The sequence below is a fragment of the Amycolatopsis stemonae genome, from assembly GCF_054781455.1.
In genome coordinates, this window is record NZ_BAAGUJ010000001.1 from 1,027,524 (window position 1) to 1,045,407 (window position 17,884).

The following is a 17,884-nucleotide window of genomic DNA, read 5'->3' on the forward strand; positions in this document are numbered from 1 at the left end:
TCAGCCTGCCGGGCCACGTCGTGCCGGAACCTCAGTCTTCGGCGCGGCGACGGCGGCGCGGCGTCGAGCCCGTCCCGCCGTTGGCCGCGAGCAGTTCGCTGACCGACCGGCCCGCGGTGTGCGAACCGCTGCCCGGCGCCGGCTCGGCCGAACGGCGGCCGTTGCGGGCGTGCCCGTTGGTGCCGCCGTTGTGGCCGTTCTGCTCCACGTCCGCCGGGTCGACCGGGGCCATGTTGCGGCGCGACATCGACGCCCGCTCGGCGACCATGCCCTCCCACGCCGGGGGCTCGCCGTCCGGGCGACGGCGCCGGCCACCGGTGGGTTCGGGCGCGGGCACGGCGGGCAGCTGCTGCGAGTCGTCCGGCTTGCGGCGACGGCCACCCGAGCGGCCCTGGTAGTTGCGGACCGACTCCGGGAGCGTCGGGTTCGCCATCGGCGCTTCGCCGCCCGCGGCCTCGGCCGGCGCGCGGTGCGAACCGCCGTGCCGGGACACCGGCTCGTCGAGGATCGGCGACATGTCCGCCCGCGAGAACTGCTCCAGCCGCGAGGGACGGCCGTCGGCGGCCGGGACCGGCGTGGTCGGCGGCACCACCGGGGGCAGGTCGGTGCGCGACGGCTGCCGCTGCGCCGGGCTCTTGCCCGGCACCGGCGTCGTCGGCGGGACGACCGGGAGGTCGCTGCGCGACGCGGAGGCGTCCCTCGGCATCGGCGGCTTCGGCTCCGGCGGCTTCGGCCGGTTCGGGCGCTGCCGCTCGGCGAAGTCGTCGCGGTTCTGGAAGGCCGCGCTCAGGTCGGTCACCGGCCGGAGGTCCGACCGCGACATCTCCGACGGCCGCACCGGCGGCGCCGGACGGCCCGGCGCGGGCCGCGGCGGCTCGGGCGCCTTGCGCGGCTCGGGACGTGCGCCGTTCGGCTGGCCGCCGACGCGCGGCAGGTCCGGCCGGGACATCTCGACGCGCGGGATGTCCGGACGTGACACCTCCACCCGGGGAATCGCCGGCATCGACCGCTCGACCCGCGGGATCGCGGGCATCGACCGCTCCACGCGCGGGATGTCCGGACGCGACACCTCCACCCGCGGGATGGCGGGCATCGACCGCTCGACGCGGGGGATGTCCGGTCGCGAGACCTCGGCGGGCCGCATCGGCGGCCGCGCCGGGTCGACCCGAGGCAGGTCCGGCCGGGACATCTCGACGCGCGGGATGTCGGAGCGCGAAATCTCCGCCCGCCGCGCGGGCGGCGGCTCGGGACGGCGGATCTCCGTCTTCGGCTCCGGGGCGCGGCGGACCTCGGTCTTGGGCTCGGGCCGCGGCACCTGGCGCGTCGGCTCGGCCGCGGCCTCGGGACGGCGTTCCGGCTGCGCGACCTCGTCCGGGTTCGGCAGCCGCATCGGCTGCGACTCGGCCTGGCGGCGGGCCGCCTCGGCGCGCAGCTCGGCGGCCTTCAGCTCGCGCTGCGCGGCGTTCAGCGCCGGGTCGACCGCCGGCACCGGCGGGCGGCGGTCGCTCAACGGCTTCGGCCGCGAGATCTGCTGGGTGCTCTGCGCGGACACGTTCGCGGGCGCCTTCGGGGCCGGCTTCCCGCCGAAGCCCTTGCCCTTGCCGAGGCCCTTGCCGTTCGCGGGCTTGCCGTTCGACGCCTTGCGGCGGCGCTCGTCGAGCACGCGGTCGATCAGCTCGGTCGGGCGCTCGCCCTGCTCGGCGGGCTTCTTCCCGGCCATCAGCTGGGCCGGCTTCTTCTTCGGGGTGCCGTCGGTGACCAGGCGGTTCTCGTCGGAGAGCTTCCGCATCCGGGTGGCCTGCGCGGTCAGCGCGACGCGTTCGAGCAGCACCTCGCCGCCGAACAGCGACTGGAGGCTGTCGCGCAGCGCGGAAACCTCGGCGCGCAGCGCCTCGAGCTCCTCGCGGCTGCGGTCGTCGGCCGCACTGCGGCTCTCCGCCTCCATCTCGAGCTCGTACTCGCGCCGGGCCGCGATCTCGCGTTCCAGCTCCAACTCGTACACAGCCTGCGCCTCGGCGACCGCGTCCTCGCTGTGTGCCGCGTGCTTGCGGTACTTCACGGCGAGGAACGCGCCGATCAGGGCAGCCCAGAGGGCGGCGACGATCCCGAGACGGAGATAGCGGAGATCGTCGCTGAGCACCAGTGCGAGGGTGGCTCCGATGGCGAGGACAAAGCCGACGACAAGCCACGGCCTGCCCAGAAGGCGGCCGCGCGAGTCGTCACCCACGCCGGTCATGCCTGACACCGTACCTGCTCGTAATCCGAACGAGACCTACTCGGTCCCGCGAGCGGTGGGATTCCAGCGCTAACCGGTCGTCCCCCGGCTGTGCTCCCGATCTTGGTCACGAGGGGTCCGGCAGCAGTGCTCGAGCCACAAACCCGCTGCTACCAGGGCTGCGGAAGAGACCACGCCGACCACGCCGGCGCGGGTGTCCAGCATCGCCGCGACGAGTTCGTCACGTCGCGGAAAAAGATAAGCGAGGGCCGCCAGCCAAGCGCCGCCCATGAACGCCCCGGCGAGTGACGAAGCCTTCGCGAGGGCCACCGACCGGGCGATCCCGATCGCGGCGATGACCCGGCCGTTCTTGATCCGCGAGCGGATGGAGAACGCGAGCACGGCTTCGACCACGGCCAGCACGGCGAAGGTGACGCCCGCGAACGTCGGCAGCTGGGGCAGCGAGCCGTAGGCGACGAGGAAGAGCAGGTAGCCGAGAACCAGGCCGAGCAGCCCGGCCACCACCAGGTCCCGGGGCCGGGTGAAGTGCATGCGCCAAGCCTAGCGTGCGACGCTTGACTCTCCCCCGACTGGAGACTTCACCATGCGTCTTGTGGGCACCACCGCGACCTTCACCATCGGCGAGCTGGCCAAGCGGACCGGCCTGCCGGTCAAGACCATCCGCTTCTATTCGGACGAGGGCCTGCTGCCCCCGACCGAGCGGACGGACGCCGGCTACCGCCTCTACGACGCGGCGGCGATGGCCCGGCTCGAGCTGGTCCGCACGCTGCGGGAGCTCGGCCTGGGCCTCACCGACGTATCGGCGGCCTTGACCGAGCCGGCGACGGTCGGCGAGCTGGCGACCCGGCACGTCGCGGCGCTGGACGAGCAGATCCGGCGCCTGCGGCTGCGCCGGGCGGTGCTGCGCGCGGTGGCCAAGCGTGGTTCCGAACTGGAGGAAGTGAAACTGATGAACCGTCTCGCGTCGATGTCCGACGAGGAGCGCAAACGGCTGGTCGACGAGTTCTGGGACGAGATGGTCGCCGGACTGGAGATCGACGAGGAGTTCTACCGGCGGATGCGGGCCGGGAAGCCGGAGCTGCCGGACGACCCGTCACCCGAGCAGCTGGAGGCCTGGATCGAGTTCGCCGAACTGGTCCAAGACCCGGACTTCCGGGCGTTGATCCGCGGCATGAGCGAAACCCAGGCCCGCCAGATCCGCGAAGGCGACTTCGAGCAGCCGTCCTCGGCCTGGCGGGAGAACTGGAACGCGTGGACGGCCCGCGCCCAGGAAGCCGTCGACGCGGGAGAAAGCCCCACGTCCGAGCTGGGGCAAGCGCTTGCGGCGGAGATCGCGGCGGCGTCGGTCCGGCCGGACCAGGACCCGGCGTCGCCGGAGTTCCGCCACGAGCTGGCCGACCGCTTCGCCGCGAGCGGCGACCCGCGGGCCGAGCACTACTGGAAGCTGCTGGGGATCATCAACGGCTGGCCCCCGTTCCCGACCACCCGCCCGGCGGTCGGCTTCATGATCGAGGCCCTGCGCGGCTGACCACTCACGACAAGTCCGAAAGGAGCCTTCCGCACGCCGATTCGGGACCGCAGCTCGGCGATCTCCCCGGGCTCGAGGGTTGACTTACCCGAGCCGGAGATCCGTCTTGCGGACCGAGGCGAGGTCGTCGGCCGGGCGGGCGGCGAGCAGCTCGGCGATCGGGCCGTGGCCGGGCAGGAGCGCGCCCGGCTCGATCTCCGCCCACGGCACCAGCACGCTCGCGCGGTCCGGCGTGCCCGGGTGCGGCAGCAGCAGCTCCGGGTCGTCGGACGTCACGCCGTCGACCGTGACCACGTCGACGTCCAGGGTCCGCGGGCCCCAGCGCAGCTCGCGCACCCGGCCCGCTGCCTGCTCGGCCGCCTGGCCCGTGCGCAGCCACGCCCAGTGGTCGCGCGCCGGGTCGTCGACCACGCACACCGCGTTCAGGAAGTCCGGCTGGTCCTCGACGCCCCACGCCTTGGTCTCGTACACGCTCGACACCGCGACCAGCGCGGGCCGCACCGCGTCCAGCGCCAGCTCCAGGAAGCCGAGCCGGTCGCCGAGGTTGGAGCCGAGCGAAAGGACCGCGCGGCTCATCGGTCCCGCCGGACCGTGACGGCCACGTCGTCGAACGTCAGCGGGATCGGCGCGGACGGCTTGTGCACGGTCACCTCGACGGCGCCCAGCCGCTCGTCGCGCAGGACCTCGTCGGCGATCTTGCCCGCGACGCTCTCGATGAGGTCGTACGGCTCGCCCGCGACGATCCTCGCCGCCAGCTCGGCCAGCTCGCCGTAGTGCAGCGTCTTGGTCAGGTCGTCCGACGCGGCGGCCGGCCCGAGGTCGAGCCACACCGTGATGTCGACGACGAACTCCTGGCCGTCCCGCTTCTCGTGCTCGAACACCCCGTGGTGGCCGAACACCCGCAGGCCGGTCAGCGTGATCCGGTCAGACATCCGGCGATCCCTTCCACCAAGCGGCGGCCACCGCTACCGCGTCCAGCGACGCCCCGACCTCGTGCACCCGCACGCCCCACGCACCCGCCGCGGCGGCGAGCGCGGAGATGGCGGCGGTGGCGTCCTCACGACCGTCCGGCGGCCGCGGCGTACCGTCCTTTTCGGACAGCAGGCGGCCGAGAAACCGTTTTCGGGAAGCGCCGACGAGCACCGGGAAACCCAGCGAAAGCAGCGAATCGAGCCCGCGCAGCAACGCCCAGTCGTGCTCGGCGTTCTTCGCGAAGCCCAGCCCCGGATCCAGCACGATGGCGCTCTCGGCGACCCCCGCCGCGAGCGCTTCGTCCACTCGGGACAGCAGCTCGGACCGGACGTCGGCCACGACGTCTTCGTACCGCGCGAGGGCCTGCATGTCCCTGCTGTGCCCGCGCCAGTGCATCAGCACCCACGGCACGCCGGTCTCGGCGGCGACGCGCGCCATGTCCGGATCGGCCAGCCCGCCCGAGACGTCGTTGATCACGGTCGCCCCGGCCTCGAGCGCCGCGGCGGCGACGGCCGCGCGTGTGGTGTCGACGGAAATCCCGATGCCTTCACCGGCGAGAGTGCGGATCACGGGGATGACCCGCTTCAACTCGGTCCCGGCGTCCACCCGCGCCGCCCCCGGCCGGGTCGACTCGCCCCCGACGTCGATCAGGTCGGCACCGCGCGCCCACATCTCGCGGGCGTGCGCCAGCGCCTGATCGAGCCCGAGGTACCGGCCACCGTCCGAAAAGGAATCGGGCGTCACGTTCAGCACGCCCATCACGACGCACCGGCCGGGAGCGGGAAGCCCCACGCTCACCGGCGCGCCTTGATCAGGTCGAGCGCCTCGGCCCGCGAGGAAGGCGAGGTCTTCAGCTGCCCCCGCACGGCGGAGGTGGTCGTGCGGGCGCCCGGCTTCCGGATCCCGCGCATGGCCATGCAGAGGTGCTCGGCCTCGATGACGACGATGACACCCCGCGGTTCGAGCTTCCGCACGAGCGCGTCGGCGACCTGCGAGGTCAGGCGCTCTTGGACCTGCGGCCGCTTGGCGTAGAGGTCGACGAGCCGCGCGAGCTTCGAAAGCCCGGTGACCTTCCCGGCGGCGTTCGGGATGTACCCGACGTGCGCTACGCCGTGGAAGGGCACCAAATGATGCTCACACTGGCTGAACATCGGGATGTCCGTGACCAGCACGAGTTCCTCGTGGGACTCGTCGAAAGTGCGGTCCAGCACCGAGTCCGGCTCGGTGTACAGGCCGGCGAACATCTCTTGGTACGCGCGGGCGACCCGGGCGGGGGTGTCCTTCAGACCGTCCCGCTCCGGGTCTTCGCCGCACGCCAGGAGGAGCTCGCGGATCGCCTTCTCCGCCCGGTCCTGGTCGAAGACCGGGCGGTCGGCGTCACTGGGACTTTTCGGGTCCATCCGCGTCACGACGCTCCCCCTCGCTCTGCTGGTTGCCGGCTTGGTCGGCGAACCAGCCGTGCTCACGAGGGCGTTCTTCGCCACCGGGCCGCCACGACTGGCCCGGCTGACCGCCCGGCGAGGTCGCGGGCGTCCAGCCCGGAGGGGCGCCGTAGTTCGGGGGGCCGCTCTGGCCCGCCGGGCCGCCCGGGTAGCCGCCCTGCTGCTGGCCGCCGTAGTTCTGCGGCCAGTGGGCCGTGCCGTTGGGGCCTCCGTTCGGGCCGCCGTAGGGACGGCCGCCGTTCGGGTAGGCGCCCGGCGGCGGCGGGGCGTACGGGTTGGCGTTCGGGTCCGGGGCCGGCGCCGGGTACGGCGGGCCGCCGGGGAGGTCGCCCGCGCCCGGCGCGGTGCCGACCGGGGTCGGCTCCGGCTTCAGGACCGGCTTCTCCTTCTCCGGCGGGGGCCACGGCTCGCCGCGCTCCATCGCCAGCTCGCCCGGGGTCTTGATCGGCGGCTTGTCGGACGGCGTCCGCTCACCGAACTCGTTGAACACGGTGATGTGCGGGCGCTTCTCGACCGTCGCGAAGATCCGCTCCAGGTCCTTGCGGGTCAGCGTCTCCTTCTCCAGGAGCTCGATGACCAGCTCGTCGAGCACGTCGCGGTAGGTGTTGAGCACGTGCCAAGCCTCGGTGTGCGCCGTCTCGATGAGCTTGCGCACCTCCTCGTCGATCTCGTGCGCCACCTCGAGCGAGTAGTCCGCCTGCCGGCCGGCCGAGCGGCCGAGGAACGGGTCGCCCTGCTCCTGGCCGTACTTGACCGCGCCGAGCCGGGCGCTCATGCCGTACTCGGTGACCATCGCGCGGGCGATCTTCGTCGCCTGCTCGATGTCCGAGGACGCGCCGGTGGTGGGCTCGTGGAAGACGAGCTCCTCGGCCGTGCGGCCGCCCATCGCGAAGACCAGCCGCCCGATCATCTCGGAGCGGGTCATCAGGTCCTTGTCGTCCTCCGGGACGAGCAGCGCGTGCCCGCCCGTGCGGCCGCGCGGCAGGATCGTCAGCTTGTAGACCGGCTCGATGTCCGGCATCGCCCACGCGGCGAGCGCGTGCCCGCCCTCGTGGTAGGCCGTGATCTTCTTCTCCTTCTCGGAGATGATCCGGCTCTTGCGGGCCGGGCCGCCGACGACGCGGTCGACCGACTCCTCCAGCGCCACGTCGGTGATCACGTGCCCGTTCTGGCGGGCGGTGAGCAGCGCGGCCTCGTTCAGCACGTTCGCCAGGTCGGCGCCGGACATGCCGACGGTCCGCTTGGCCAGGCTGGTCAGGTCCGTGCCCTGGGCGATCGGCTTGCCCTTGGCGTGCACCTCGAGGATCGCCTTGCGGCCGCGCAGGTCGGGCGCGGACACCGGGATCTGCCGGTCGAACCGGCCGGGGCGCAGCAGCGCCGGGTCGAGGATGTCGGGCCGGTTCGTGGCCGCGATCAGGATGATGCCGCCGCGGGCGTCGAAGCCGTCCATCTCGACGAGCAGCTGGTTCAGGGTCTGCTCGCGCTCGTCGTGGCCGCCGCCGAGGCCGGCGCCGCGCTGGCGGCCGACCGCGTCGATCTCGTCGACGAAGATGATGCACGGCGCGTTCTGCTTGGCCTGTTCGAACAGGTCACGCACGCGGGACGCACCGACACCGACGAACATTTCGACGAAGTCCGAGCCGGAGATCGTGTAGAACGGCACGCCCGCTTCGCCGGCGACGGCGCGCGCGAGCAGCGTCTTACCGGTACCCGGCGGCCCGTAGAGCAGCACGCCCTTCGGGATCTTCGCCCCGAGTGCCTGGTAGCGCGCCGGGTTCTGCAGGAAGTCCTTGATCTCGTACAGCTCTTCGACGGCCTCGTCGGCGCCCGCGACGTCACCGAACGTCGTCTTGGGCATGTCCTTGTTCAGCTGCTTGGCCTTGGACTTGCCGAAGTTGAGGACGCGGTTGCCGCCGCCCTGGGCGTTGTTCATCATCCACATCAGCAGGCCCAGGACGAGGGCCAGCGGGATGGCGAAGATGAGGATCTGCGTCAGCACGCCCTGCTGGGTCACCTTGGTGGTGAACTTGATCGGCTGGCCGCCGTTCTTCGCCGCGATCAACGAGTCGTAGATCGGGCGGGTGGCGTCCGCCGGGTACTGCGAAATGATCTGGGTGACCTGCTGGCCGTCGACGTCGACGGGCTTGTTCAGCAGGAGCTTGAGCTGCTGTTCCTTGTCCTCGAGGCTGGCTTCCTTGACGTTGTTCGAGGAGATCTGGGAGTTCGCCACCGAGATGGGTGCCTGGGTGTACCCACGATCACTGTCGAAGATCGTGTTGTACGCGAACAACGCCAGCAACCCCGCGACGATCCACAGCAGTGGGTTCCTGAGCACGCTCTTCCGGTTCATACGACTCGGCCCTGGTGGCCTCGACCCTCCCTGGTTGGGCGGCTCCTGTGATACCCGCCATCACGATCTTGACAACCCGCGGTGCCTGGACACCCGTCCCATCAGGGTACCGTCCGCTGCCGCGTTCATCCCCTGTGAGCCTCTCGCAGGTCAACGGGCGATACCGCGCCCGGGTTCCCGCCCGGCGTCCGCGGTGGTCACGCTATCGCGTGCCGTCGGACACACTGCTCACCATCTCTCCCAGCCGCATCCGCAGCGTCTTCGGGTCGGCCGGGGCGACCGTGACCCACTCGCGGCCGTCCGTACCAGCGCGGGAGACGCTCAGGTAGCGCCCGGTGGCGGTGTCGAACCAGGCCAGCACCCGGGACCGTTGCTTGGCCCCGACCTGCGAACGGCTGTTCGCTGCCAGCTGACCGCCGCGCTGCCGCGGCTGGCCGGCGATCCGACCGTACGCCTCGCGCGGGTCGACCGTCGCGCGTTCGCTCAGCGGGGTGCGGCGGGCCCGGCCGCGGCGCCTGTCTTCTTCCTCACCCGGGTTCGACGGCAACGACACGGGCACCCGGATCGGGGCCGTGCGCAGCGCGTCGTCCAGCGGAAGTGTGATCGACGACTCGCTCCCGCGCGGGCCGGCGGGCAGCACCGCGATCACGGCGGACACCAGGCCGTCCGGTGGGGCGTCGCGCAACCAGATGCCGTCACCGTCCTGGATCGCGATGACGCCCGTGGTGTCGTCGGCCGCCGCGAGCACGCCGACCGTGGGCGCGTCGAACTGCGGGATGTGCAGCGCGTCGATGGTCAGCGGCGCGAACGCGAGCAGCTGCAGCGCGTCCTCGATCGGCGGCGCGAGCCGGCCGCGCGGGTCGCGGACGCCGCGCGCCTTCAGCTCGGCGTCGACGCGGTGGCGCAGCGAGACGCGCTCGTCTTCGGTCGCACCGTGCGACCGGACCAGCAGCGGGTACGGCAGCTCCCCGACCTGCGCCGCTTCCCAGAGGAAGTCGAACGCCAGCGGCGAGAAGAACTCTTGCATCACTACTCTCCCGGATCGGACTCTTGCTCAGCGTAGCCCGCACCACCGACAAAAAGTGATCATCGGCCGAGCACGCTCGGAGAAGCCGGAGCCCGATCTTGGCAGAGCCGACGCAGGGCGACGAGGCTGGGCGGAATGCCGTGAATGGGTCATTCATGGACATAAGGCGATGAATGACAGGTCCGGCGCGATCACCGACCGGTCGGCGCGAGGCTCGGCGGCGTCCAGGCCGCGCCAACCACCTCGACAGCGTCCTTGGAACGCCCTTCTCGTCCGGTCCGGTGCGTCAGACCGTGCTCGTCGTCGAGGCTCCGGCGAGCATCTCGCCGAGCCGGTGGCGCAGCGTGGCCGCGTCCGCCGGGGCGATCGTGATCCAGTCGCGGCCGTCGCGGCCCCGGGTGGCCTGGGTGAAGTAGCGGCCCGTCTCGGTGTCGAACCAGCTCAGCACCGGGGTCCGGGTCCGGCCGCCCATCCGGGAGCGGGCGTTGGCCGCGATCTGGCCGCCGCGCAGCCGCGGCTGCGCGTGCAGGCGGGCCAGCGCCTTGCGGTCTTCGTCGGCCGAGCTGCGCTCTTCGCCGTTGCCGCGGCGCTGCAGGAAGTCGACGCCGTGCGCGCCGACCAGCTGCTCCAGCGGGACTGTGATCGACTTTTCGGAGCCGCGCGGGGCGCCCGGGAGCAGCGAGACGATCGCGCTCGCGAGGCCGTCCACCGGGCACGGCTGCAGGTGCAGGCCGCGCCTGTCCTGGACCGCGAGCAGGCCCATCCCGCCCAGCACGCCGGCGACCGCGAGCAGCGGCTCGGCGTCCGGGGCGATCAGCTGGATGGCGTCCAGGCTCAGCTCGGGCTGCGCGAGCACCCCGAAGTAGTCCTCGACGTGCGGTTCCGGACGGCCTCGGCCGTCGGCCAAGCCACGCGCGGTCAACGCCTCCAGCGTGCGGCGGCGCAGCAGCGACCGCTCGTCCACGGTTTCGCCGTGCGACCGGACGCGCAGCGGGTACGGCAGCTCGCCCAGCCCGGCGGACTCCCACAGGAAGTCCACCTCGACCGGGGTGAGCAGCTCAGCGTTGGGCATCGAGCCACCCCCAAGGAGAAAACGGGCCGGGCACACCGTCGGCGTGCCCGGCCCGGAAGGATCAGCGGTCTTCGTCGTCCTCGGACCACGCGCCGATGACCGGCGGCGGGGTCGCCTGGTTCGCGCCGAAGGCCTCGTCCGGGTCCGCCTCGATGAGGAAGGACGCGTGCGTGTGCTCCTCGTCCTGCTCGCCCTGGGCACCGCGCGGGGCCATGCCGCCCATGCCGCCCGGGTTCATCGGCGGCGCGGCCTGCCCGCCGATGGTGCCCGCCGACGAGACGAGACCCTGCTGGGGCGCCTGCGCCGACGCGGCGCTCTGGCCCTGGCCTTCGGCCGACGCCAGGCTCGTCTCGTTCTCGGCCTTCGCCCCGGACTTGCTGCCCTTGCCCAGCGCGCGGGAGGCCAGCGCGCCGAGGCCACCGGCGGCACCGCCGATGCCGAGGCCCATGCCGATCTTGCCGAGCGTGCTGCCGCCGCCGGCCTGCCCGGCGCCCGGGGCGACGTGGCCCGCGCCGGTGTTCGTGCCCGCCGCCGTGCCGCCCACGCCGCCCGTGCCGTCGCCGCCGAGCGCCGCCGCGTCGTGGCCGAAGCCGCCGCCCGCGACACCGCCGTGGACGCCGTTCGGGCCGACCGCCGCGTGCTGCGCGTCGAACGCGCCGCCGTGGCCGCCGAAGCCCGAGGCGCCGGCGGTGAACACCGCGCCGCCCGCGCCGGACAGGCCCGAAACCGGACCGGTGCTGCCGACCGCGTTGATCGCGTTGAACGACACGGAGTTGTGCGAGCCCGTCGGCTTCATGCCGAGCGACTCCGGGCCGAAGCTCGGGGTCGTGCTGTCGACCTCGCTCATCGACTTCGTGTAGGCGTTGAAGAACGCGACCTGCTGCGCCTTGACGTCGTTGGCCGCGTCCGCCTGGGCCTTCTGGTCGGCGATCAGGGCCGCCGGGCCCCCGGCCAGCGCGGCCGCCATGGCCTGCTTGGGGTCGTAGTCCTTCGGGGCCGGCATCTTCTTGACCTCGGCGGCCGCGGCGGCCTGCCGGGCCAGCCGGTCGGACATCGTGTGCGCGGCGTCGGACGCCTGCGAACCCGAGTTGGCGATGGCCACCAGCGCGCCCTGCGCACCCGCGGCACCGCGGCCGACCCAGGCGTTGCCCAGCTCGGAGATCGCGTTGTACAGGTGGTCGGACGCCTGCTTCAGCTCGCTGCCGTGGTGCGCCCAGGCCTGCCCGGTCGCCTCGGCCGTGCCGGGGTCGTTGTTGTTGACCGCGCCGGCGTAGAGCTGCTGGCTGGCTTGGGCGTTCCAGTTCGGCGGGTTGGCGATCGCGCGGTCGCTGCCCATGTCGAAGCCGCCGGCGCTGCCGCGGGCGTTGTCGACGATGTTCTGCGACGCGGCGTTGTCGCCGAGCGGCACGATCGAGCCCTGGCCGGTCGAGCCCGGAGCGGTCGTCGCCGGCTGGTCGCTGTGGTTCGGAGCCATGACTTCCAAATCCCCCTTGTGGCTCAGGCGTTGCGGAACGGTTCGGCCGCGGCGTTGTCGATCTCGTGGTACCGCGACATCGCCGTGACGATGCCCTCTTCGGCCGCCGTGTACTGGTCGAGCAGGTTCTGCAGCGCGGACGCGTAGGAGTCGTTCCCGCCGTCCGCGCGCTGGACGAACTTCGCCGCCATCGCGTTGCCGACCGGGTTGTCCCCGAGCTTCGGCGGCTGCGCGAGCGTGCCCGCGCCGGCGAGCAGGGCCTCGACCGCGTCCTTGCCCGTGCGGATCTTGTTCAGCACGATCTGCGCGGCGTCGGGGTCGATCCCGACCTGGCCCGCCGCGGCGGCGGCCTTGAAGGCGTTCGCGTCGGCAGCGCTGCTGTTCCCCATCTGAGCTCTCTCCCGTTCCCCCGACCCGGTCACCGCGGGCACGAATGGTCTTCGCATAGGTTAACGCACGTGATCAGAGCCTATGACGCAAACTTCGTGCCCGGGGTTCCGCGGATCCGGTGGTTGCGGTGAACGGTCGGTGAACTAGGAGGTGTACACCTTCGGGTCCAGCGTGCCGATGTAGGGCAGGTCCCGGTACCGCTCGGCGTAGTCCAGGCCGTAGCCGACGACGAACTCGTTGGGGATGTCGAAGCCGATGTACTTCACCGGGACGTCCACCTTGACCGCCTCCGGCTTGCGCAGCAGCGAAACGACCTCGAGCGACGCCGGGTTGCGGCTCGCGAGGTTCTTCAGCAGCCACGACAGCGTGAGGCCGGAGTCGACGATGTCCTCGACGATCAGCACGTCCCGGCCGGCGATGTCCCGGTCGAGGTCCTTGAGGATCCGCACGACGCCGGACGACGACGTCGACGAGCCGTACGAGGAGACGGCCATGAATTCCAGCTGCGTCGGCAGCGGCAGTGCGCGGGCGAAGTCGGTCATGAACATGACCGCGCCCTTCAGGACGCCCACCAGCAGGAGTTCCCCCTGCCCGTTGGCCGGGTAGTCGGCGGCGATCTGCGCCGACAGCTCCGCGATCTTGTCCTGGATCTGCTGCTCGGTGACGAGCACGGAGGCGATTTCGCCCTCGTACACGGGTCATTCTCCTCGAGTGGTGGGTTGGGAGGTGATGCAGAGCCTGCCACGTGCCCGGCGCGCCTCCAAGTTGCCCGGCAGCCACACGCCGCCCTGACCACGCCACCGGGCGACGAGCTCGTCGACGGCCCGGAGGTGCCCGTCGGTGAGCTCGCGCACACCCGATTGCAGCAGCCACCTGCGGAGAACCCGCCGCCGCACCGCCGCGGGCTCGGGCGCGAGCACGCCGACATCCAGCCCTTCGGAGCCGCCCGCGCGGGTGAAGATCATGTCCGCCAATGTGTCCAGTGCCTCACTGTCCTCACGCAGTTGCGCGGCCGTGCGGGCGAGCGCGCCGGCGACGCCGCCGTTGAGGACGTCTTCCAGCAGTGGCAGCACTTCGGTGCGCAACCGGACGCGGGTGAAGCGCGGCTCGGCGTTGTGCGGGTCCTCCCAGGGCTCGACACCGAGCTCGGCGCAGGCGGCCCGGGTGGTCGCGCGCGGCACCGCCAGCAGCGGTCGGCCCCACGGCGGGTCGTGCGGCCGCATCCCGGCGACGCTGCGGGGGCCGGAGCCGCGCCCGAGCCCGAGCAGGACCGTTTCGGCCTGGTCGTCGAGGGTGTGGCCGAGCAGGACGAGCTCGTGTCCGCGCAGCGCGTGGTAGCGGGCCTTGCGCGCGGCGGCTTCCGGGCCGCCCGGGCCGGTGACGTCCGCCCGGCGCACCTCGGCGTCGTCCGCGCCGAGCGACTTCGCGGCCGCGGCGGCGTCGCGCGCGATCTTCGCCGAGCCCTCCTGCAGGCCGTGGTCGACGACCAGCGCGCGGACGCGGCGGCCCTGCCCGTGCCCCACGTACGCCGTGGCCTCGGCGAGGGCGAGGGAATCGGCACCGCCGGAGACCGCGACGCACAGCTCGGGCGGCGGCTCGACGGTCTCGAGGAAGGCGCGGACCGCCCGCCGGACCGCCGCGACCGCCGGCCCGGTCATCCGTGCAGGCGCCGGACCCACGCGGCCGGATCGGAGATCTCGGCGCGCGACGGCAGGGTGTTGGGCGATCGCCAGACGGCGTTGAAGCCGTCCATGCCGACGGCGTCCACGACGTGCTTCGTGAACTTCGCGCCTTCTTCGTACTGACGGATCTTCGCGTCGACGCCGAGCAGCGCGCGCAGCAGCCGGTCGAAGACGCCGCCGCCCTTGCGCCGGGCGGTGAACCGCGCGCGGATCGTGTCGACGCTCGGCACGACCTGCGGGCCGACGGCGTCCATGACGTAGTCGGCGTGGCCCTCCAGCAGCGTCGAAAGGGCCAGCAGCCGGTCGAACACGGCGCGTTCCTTCGGCGACTGGAGCAGCTCCGCGAGGTTGAGCTTCGGGCCCTGCTTGATCGCCTCGGGGAGGCGCCCGACCAGGTCGGCCAGGCTGTCGGAGCCACCGCCCGCGAGCCCGGAGACGAGCCGCTCGACCTCGTCGGCGAAGTAGTCGCGCAGCCACTTGACCGCGGTGAACTGCAGCCGGTGGGTGCACTCGTGCAGGCAGACCCAGAGCCGGAAGTCGTGGCCGGGGACCTGCATGGCCTGCTCGGCGGCGACGACGTTCGGCGCGACGAGCAGCAGCTGGCCTTCGCGCTCGGGGCCGCCGAAGGGGTCGTACTGGCCGAGCACGCGGCTGGCCAGGAACGCGAGCACCAGCCCGGTCTGCACGCCGGCACCGCCGGCCAGGATCGGGCCGAACGGCCCGCCCTGCTGCGGCAGCGCTCGCCCGGTGAGCGCGTCCAGCCCGGCCGCGGCCGAGCGCACCCAGCCGGGGCGGTCGACGACTTCGCCGGGCAGCAGCGGCAGGTCGAGGCCCAGGCTCGTCAGCTGCCGGACGTGCCCCTCGGCTTCGACGGTGAGCTCACGCAGGTCGGTGACGGCCGCTTCGGCCTCTTCGCGCGGGACCTGCGGGCCGCCGCGCACGAGCAGCGCGCCGGTCTGCGCGGCGAGCGCCCAGTCGACCATGGGCCGGGTCTCGGTTTCCTGACTCACCCTTCCGACGCTACCTGCCCGGGACGGGTTTCCGGCCACGATCTCCGCACGGTTCGGCGTCCGCGGCTACGAGCATCCGCACTTGCGGAGGCTCGTGGCCAAGGCGTCGATGGCGTCACGGCCCGGTTGCTGGTCCGAGCCGTTGGACATGAACGCGAACACCAGCACCCGGCCGTCCTGGTCCAGGACGAGGCCGGCGAGCGTGTTCACGCCGGTCAGGGTGCCCGTCTTGGCGCGGACCCAGCCGCGGCCCGCCTGGGACGCCGGGGTCTCGAAGCGCTTGTCGGCGAGGGTTCCCGAGCCGCCCGCCACCGGGAGGCCGGCCAGCATCGGGCGCAGCTTGGCGGTGTTCTCGTTCTTGCCCTCCGGTGCCGCCGCGGCCGCCATCAGCTGGGTCAGCAGCTTCGCCGGGATCTTGTTCTCCGTCGAGATGCCGCTGCCGTCGGAGAGCTTGACGCCACTGGTGTCGAAGCCGTGGTCCTTGAGCACCTTCAGTGTCGCCGCCGCGCCGCCGGCGAAGCTCGCTTCCTGGCCGGACGCCAGCGCGACCTGCCGTGCGAGGGCTTCGGCGAGGACGTCATCGGACAGCTCCATCGTGTCCGAGACCAGCTCGGTCAGCGGCGCCGACTTGACCTCGGCGAGCACCTTCGCGTCCTTCGGCGCGGTGGCCTGCCCGCCGGGCGACGCGCTCAGCTTCGACGCGATCGTCGACGCCAGCGCGCTCCCCGCGTTCGGCGCGCGCTGGGAGTTGTTGTTCTTCGGGTCCAGGCGCCCGGCGTCGGCCATGACCGACCCGATCTGGGTGGCGAACGTCGACGGCGCGTCGCCCGCGGCCCAGCCAGGCGCGGTCGTCGCGCCCTTGAACAGGCTGAGGTCGACCTGCACCTTCTTGACGCCGGGGTTGGCCTTCTTGACCTGCGCGACGAGGTCGTCGACGTGCGCGGCGCCCGGGTACAGCGGCGATTCGGTGCCCAGCGGCAGCCCGGTGAGGGTGACGTCGCCGCCGCCGACCAGGATCACCGTCCCCGGGTCGGCGCCCTGGACGATCTTCGTCGACAGCCGGGTGTTCGGGTCCAGCGCGAGCAGGGCGGCCGCGGAAGTGAGCACCTTCGTCGTCGACGCGGGGGTCACGGCGGTCGCCGAGCTGTGGTCCCACAGCGTCGTGCCGGTCACCGGGTCGACGACGCTCCCGTTGAGCTGGCCGAGGGCGCTGTTCGCGGCCGCGCCGGCCAGCGCGGACTTGACGCCGTTCGCGGTCGGCGCCTGCCCCGACGTGTCCGGCCCCTGCAGCTGACGTGTCGCCGCGGCCGGTTCCGGGCTGTCGCCCTTCGGCGCGTTCGGCGCCCACGGCAGGCCGAGGCGGTTCGACACCTTCGGCATCGCGGCCGCGATGCCGCCGCCGGCCAGGACCAGCAGGACGACCACGACGAGCGCGATGATCTTGCCCTTGCGCCGCTTCTTCTTCGGCGGCTCCTCGGCGGTCGCGGCCGGTGGCGTCGCCGGGGGTTCGGCGGGCGGTTCGCCGCGCTGCTGCGGCTGCTGCTGGAAGGCCCCGGGGAACTGGGTGGGCCGCTCGATCCCGACGGTCGCCTCGGCGTCGAAGCGCTGCCCGTCCGGTTCGATCCGCATCGGCCGGGCCAGCGAGCCCGCGGACGCCGGCGGGACGACCCCGCGCGGCGGCTCCGGCGGCAGCGCGGGCCGGCCGTCCGCCACGTCCACGCGCTGCGCCCACGGCGGCTGCGGTTCCTGGGGCCGCTGCGGCTGCTGGGGCCGCAGTTGCTGGGTCTCCTCGCCGCGGGGCTGCGGCTCATCGCGCCGCGGCTGCTCGTCCCGCCGCGCCTGGGGCTCGTCTCGGTAGGCCTGCGGCTCCTCCCGACGCGGCTGAGGCTCGTCCCGGCGTGGTTGCTCCTCCTGGCGCGCCTGCGGCTCCTCCCGGGGAGGCTGGGGCTCGTCCCGCCGCGGCTGCGGTTCCTCCGTCCGCGGCTGGGATTCCTCGCGGCGCTGCTGGTCAGCGCGCTGCAGCTGCTCTTCCCGGCGCTGCTGCTCCTCGCGCCACAGCTGCAGCTCCTCCCGCCACGGCTGCGACTCGGGCTTCTCGGTCTGAGGCTCTTCGTGCCGGTCCTGCTGCTCGGCAGGCCAGACGTTGCGTTCCACCGGCACCCACGGCGCCTTCTTGGGCGGCTGCTCGACCTCGATGAACTGGGTGTTCTCCGCGGTCGGGGCCGGCTCGGCGGGCTTGGCCCCGACCGGCTTGGGGTCGCGCGAGCCCAGGCGGTCGGCGAGGTCCTGCTTGGCGGGGGTCGGCGGCGGCGCGGGTTCTTCGGCGGGGACGTTCAGCCCCGGGATCGGCTCGGGCTCGACGTTCGGCGCGAACCACGACCCCTTCGGCGCCTCACTGCCTGTGACGTTGGGCACGCCCGGCCGGTCCGGAGGGCTCTCCGGCGGGTCGGGCAGCGACATCGGGGTGGTCTTCCGCGCGCCGGACGACGAGCGGTCTTCGTCCGACGAAGGCCACATCGGCTGGTCGTTTTCCGGCACCCACCACTCCTTCTCACCTGCCCCGGAAGGGGCCAAGCTCACATGCCGCGTGGCCGACATCGATGCGACCCCGCGGCAGGGCGTAGTCCACACTAGGAGACGTCAAGACAGTCATGAAGGTTGCCGCCCGCGACGCGGGGCACGCCCGGATATCGAGAAGCAG

At 72.8% G+C, this 17,884-nt stretch carries 16 protein-coding genes; 1 reads left to right on the top strand and 15 read right to left on the bottom strand.

All coding sequences use genetic code 11. The features are described from left to right. Positions 1-31: 31 nt before the first annotated feature. Entirely contained in the window at positions 32-2,236 is a 2,205-nt protein-coding gene (locus ACYVLJ_RS05110; protein WP_460437904.1) for a DUF6779 domain-containing protein, read from the bottom strand. A gap of 69 nt (positions 2,237-2,305) precedes the next feature. Then, a complete protein-coding gene (locus tag ACYVLJ_RS05115; protein ID WP_451969265.1) occupies positions 2,306-2,767 on the bottom strand; it encodes a DUF3180 domain-containing protein in 462 nt (153 codons plus the stop codon). Positions 2,768-2,828: 61 nt separating this feature from the next. On the opposite strand from ACYVLJ_RS05115, the gene ACYVLJ_RS05120 reads away from it, so the two are divergent. Further along, positions 2,829-3,764 (top strand): helix-turn-helix domain-containing protein, encoded by a 936-nt coding sequence (locus tag ACYVLJ_RS05120; protein ID WP_451969267.1) that lies wholly within the window; start codon positions 2,829-2,831, stop codon positions 3,762-3,764. An 84-nt stretch (positions 3,765-3,848) separates the two neighbouring features. Here ACYVLJ_RS05120 and folK read toward each other — a convergent pair whose 3' ends face one another. From folK to dacB, 13 genes are all read right to left on the bottom strand, one after another. Then, on the bottom strand, positions 3,849-4,340 hold the full coding sequence (gene folK / locus ACYVLJ_RS05125) for a 2-amino-4-hydroxy-6-hydroxymethyldihydropteridine diphosphokinase (protein ID WP_460437905.1): 492 nt from the start codon (positions 4,338-4,340) through the stop codon (positions 3,849-3,851). Further along, positions 4,337-4,696: a dihydroneopterin aldolase gene (folB, locus tag ACYVLJ_RS05130; RefSeq protein ID WP_460437906.1), complete on the bottom strand. Its 360-nt coding sequence runs from the start codon at positions 4,694-4,696 to the stop codon at positions 4,337-4,339. Before folB ends, folK begins: the two co-directional genes overlap by 4 nt. Beyond that, positions 4,689-5,495 (bottom strand): dihydropteroate synthase, encoded by an 807-nt coding sequence (gene folP / locus ACYVLJ_RS05135; RefSeq protein ID WP_451969871.1) that lies wholly within the window; start codon positions 5,493-5,495, stop codon positions 4,689-4,691. Before folP ends, folB begins: the two co-directional genes overlap by 8 nt. A gap of 35 nt (positions 5,496-5,530) precedes the next feature. After that, on the bottom strand, positions 5,531-6,136 hold the full coding sequence (folE, locus tag ACYVLJ_RS05140; RefSeq protein ID WP_451969271.1) for a GTP cyclohydrolase I FolE: 606 nt from the start codon (positions 6,134-6,136) through the stop codon (positions 5,531-5,533). Beyond that, on the bottom strand, positions 6,114-8,528 hold the full coding sequence (gene ftsH / locus ACYVLJ_RS05145; protein WP_451969273.1) for an ATP-dependent zinc metalloprotease FtsH: 2,415 nt from the start codon (positions 8,526-8,528) through the stop codon (positions 6,114-6,116). The genes folE and ftsH overlap by 23 nt, the downstream gene beginning before the upstream one ends. A gap of 202 nt (positions 8,529-8,730) precedes the next feature. Then, positions 8,731-9,558: an ESX secretion-associated protein EspG gene (locus tag ACYVLJ_RS05150; RefSeq protein WP_451969275.1), complete on the bottom strand. Its 828-nt coding sequence runs from the start codon at positions 9,556-9,558 to the stop codon at positions 8,731-8,733. 283 nt (positions 9,559-9,841) lie between these two features. Further along, positions 9,842-10,627, bottom strand: coding sequence for an ESX secretion-associated protein EspG (locus ACYVLJ_RS05155; protein WP_460437907.1), 786 nt, complete (start codon positions 10,625-10,627; stop codon positions 9,842-9,844). Between the two features lie 61 nt (positions 10,628-10,688). Further along, the gene (locus ACYVLJ_RS05160) at positions 10,689-12,101 is read right to left on the bottom strand and encodes a hypothetical protein (RefSeq protein WP_451969277.1); all 1,413 of its coding nucleotides are present in this window, start codon (positions 12,099-12,101) and stop codon (positions 10,689-10,691) included. 23 nt (positions 12,102-12,124) lie between these two features. Continuing rightward, complete coding sequence (locus tag ACYVLJ_RS05165; protein WP_451969278.1) at positions 12,125-12,490, bottom strand: hypothetical protein; 366 nt, start codon at positions 12,488-12,490, stop codon at positions 12,125-12,127. A 144-nt stretch (positions 12,491-12,634) separates the two neighbouring features. Then, on the bottom strand, positions 12,635-13,186 hold the full coding sequence (gene hpt / locus ACYVLJ_RS05170) for a hypoxanthine phosphoribosyltransferase (protein WP_451969279.1): 552 nt from the start codon (positions 13,184-13,186) through the stop codon (positions 12,635-12,637). Positions 13,187-13,189: 3 nt separating this feature from the next. Then, complete coding sequence (gene tilS / locus ACYVLJ_RS05175; RefSeq protein WP_451969280.1) at positions 13,190-14,149, bottom strand: tRNA lysidine(34) synthetase TilS; 960 nt, start codon at positions 14,147-14,149, stop codon at positions 13,190-13,192. Beyond that, positions 14,146-15,156 carry a zinc-dependent metalloprotease gene (locus ACYVLJ_RS05180; RefSeq protein ID WP_451969873.1) on the bottom strand — a complete coding sequence of 337 codons (1,011 nt, stop codon included), beginning with the start codon at positions 15,154-15,156 and terminating at the stop codon, positions 14,146-14,148. Before ACYVLJ_RS05180 ends, tilS begins: the two co-directional genes overlap by 4 nt. A gap of 93 nt (positions 15,157-15,249) precedes the next feature. Further along, positions 15,250-17,721 (bottom strand): D-alanyl-D-alanine carboxypeptidase/D-alanyl-D-alanine-endopeptidase, encoded by a 2,472-nt coding sequence (gene dacB, locus ACYVLJ_RS05185; protein ID WP_460437908.1) that lies wholly within the window; start codon positions 17,719-17,721, stop codon positions 15,250-15,252. Positions 17,722-17,884: the final 163 nt, after the last annotated feature.

Coding starts and splice junctions, on each gene's coding strand:
- ACYVLJ_RS05110 (WP_460437904.1), bottom strand. CDS start 2,236: ATGACCGGCGTGGGTGACGACTCGCGCGGCCGCCTTCTGGGCAGGCCG.
- ACYVLJ_RS05165 (WP_451969278.1), bottom strand. CDS start 12,490: ATGGGGAACAGCAGCGCTGCCGACGCGAACGCCTTCAAGGCCGCCGCC.
- ACYVLJ_RS05180 (WP_451969873.1), bottom strand. CDS start 15,156: ATGGTCGACTGGGCGCTCGCCGCGCAGACCGGCGCGCTGCTCGTGCGC.
- folE (WP_451969271.1), bottom strand. CDS start 6,136: ATGGACCCGAAAAGTCCCAGTGACGCCGACCGCCCGGTCTTCGACCAG.
- folP (WP_451969871.1), bottom strand. CDS start 5,495: ATGGGCGTGCTGAACGTGACGCCCGATTCCTTTTCGGACGGTGGCCGG.
- ACYVLJ_RS05115 (WP_451969265.1), bottom strand. CDS start 2,767: ATGCACTTCACCCGGCCCCGGGACCTGGTGGTGGCCGGGCTGCTCGGC.
- ACYVLJ_RS05155 (WP_460437907.1), bottom strand. CDS start 10,627: ATGCCCAACGCTGAGCTGCTCACCCCGGTCGAGGTGGACTTCCTGTGG.
- folK (WP_460437905.1), bottom strand. CDS start 4,340: ATGAGCCGCGCGGTCCTTTCGCTCGGCTCCAACCTCGGCGACCGGCTC.
- folB (WP_460437906.1), bottom strand. CDS start 4,696: ATGTCTGACCGGATCACGCTGACCGGCCTGCGGGTGTTCGGCCACCAC.
- ACYVLJ_RS05160 (WP_451969277.1), bottom strand. CDS start 12,101: ATGGCTCCGAACCACAGCGACCAGCCGGCGACGACCGCTCCGGGCTCG.
- tilS (WP_451969280.1), bottom strand. CDS start 14,149: ATGACCGGGCCGGCGGTCGCGGCGGTCCGGCGGGCGGTCCGCGCCTTC.
- ftsH (WP_451969273.1), bottom strand. CDS start 8,528: ATGAACCGGAAGAGCGTGCTCAGGAACCCACTGCTGTGGATCGTCGCG.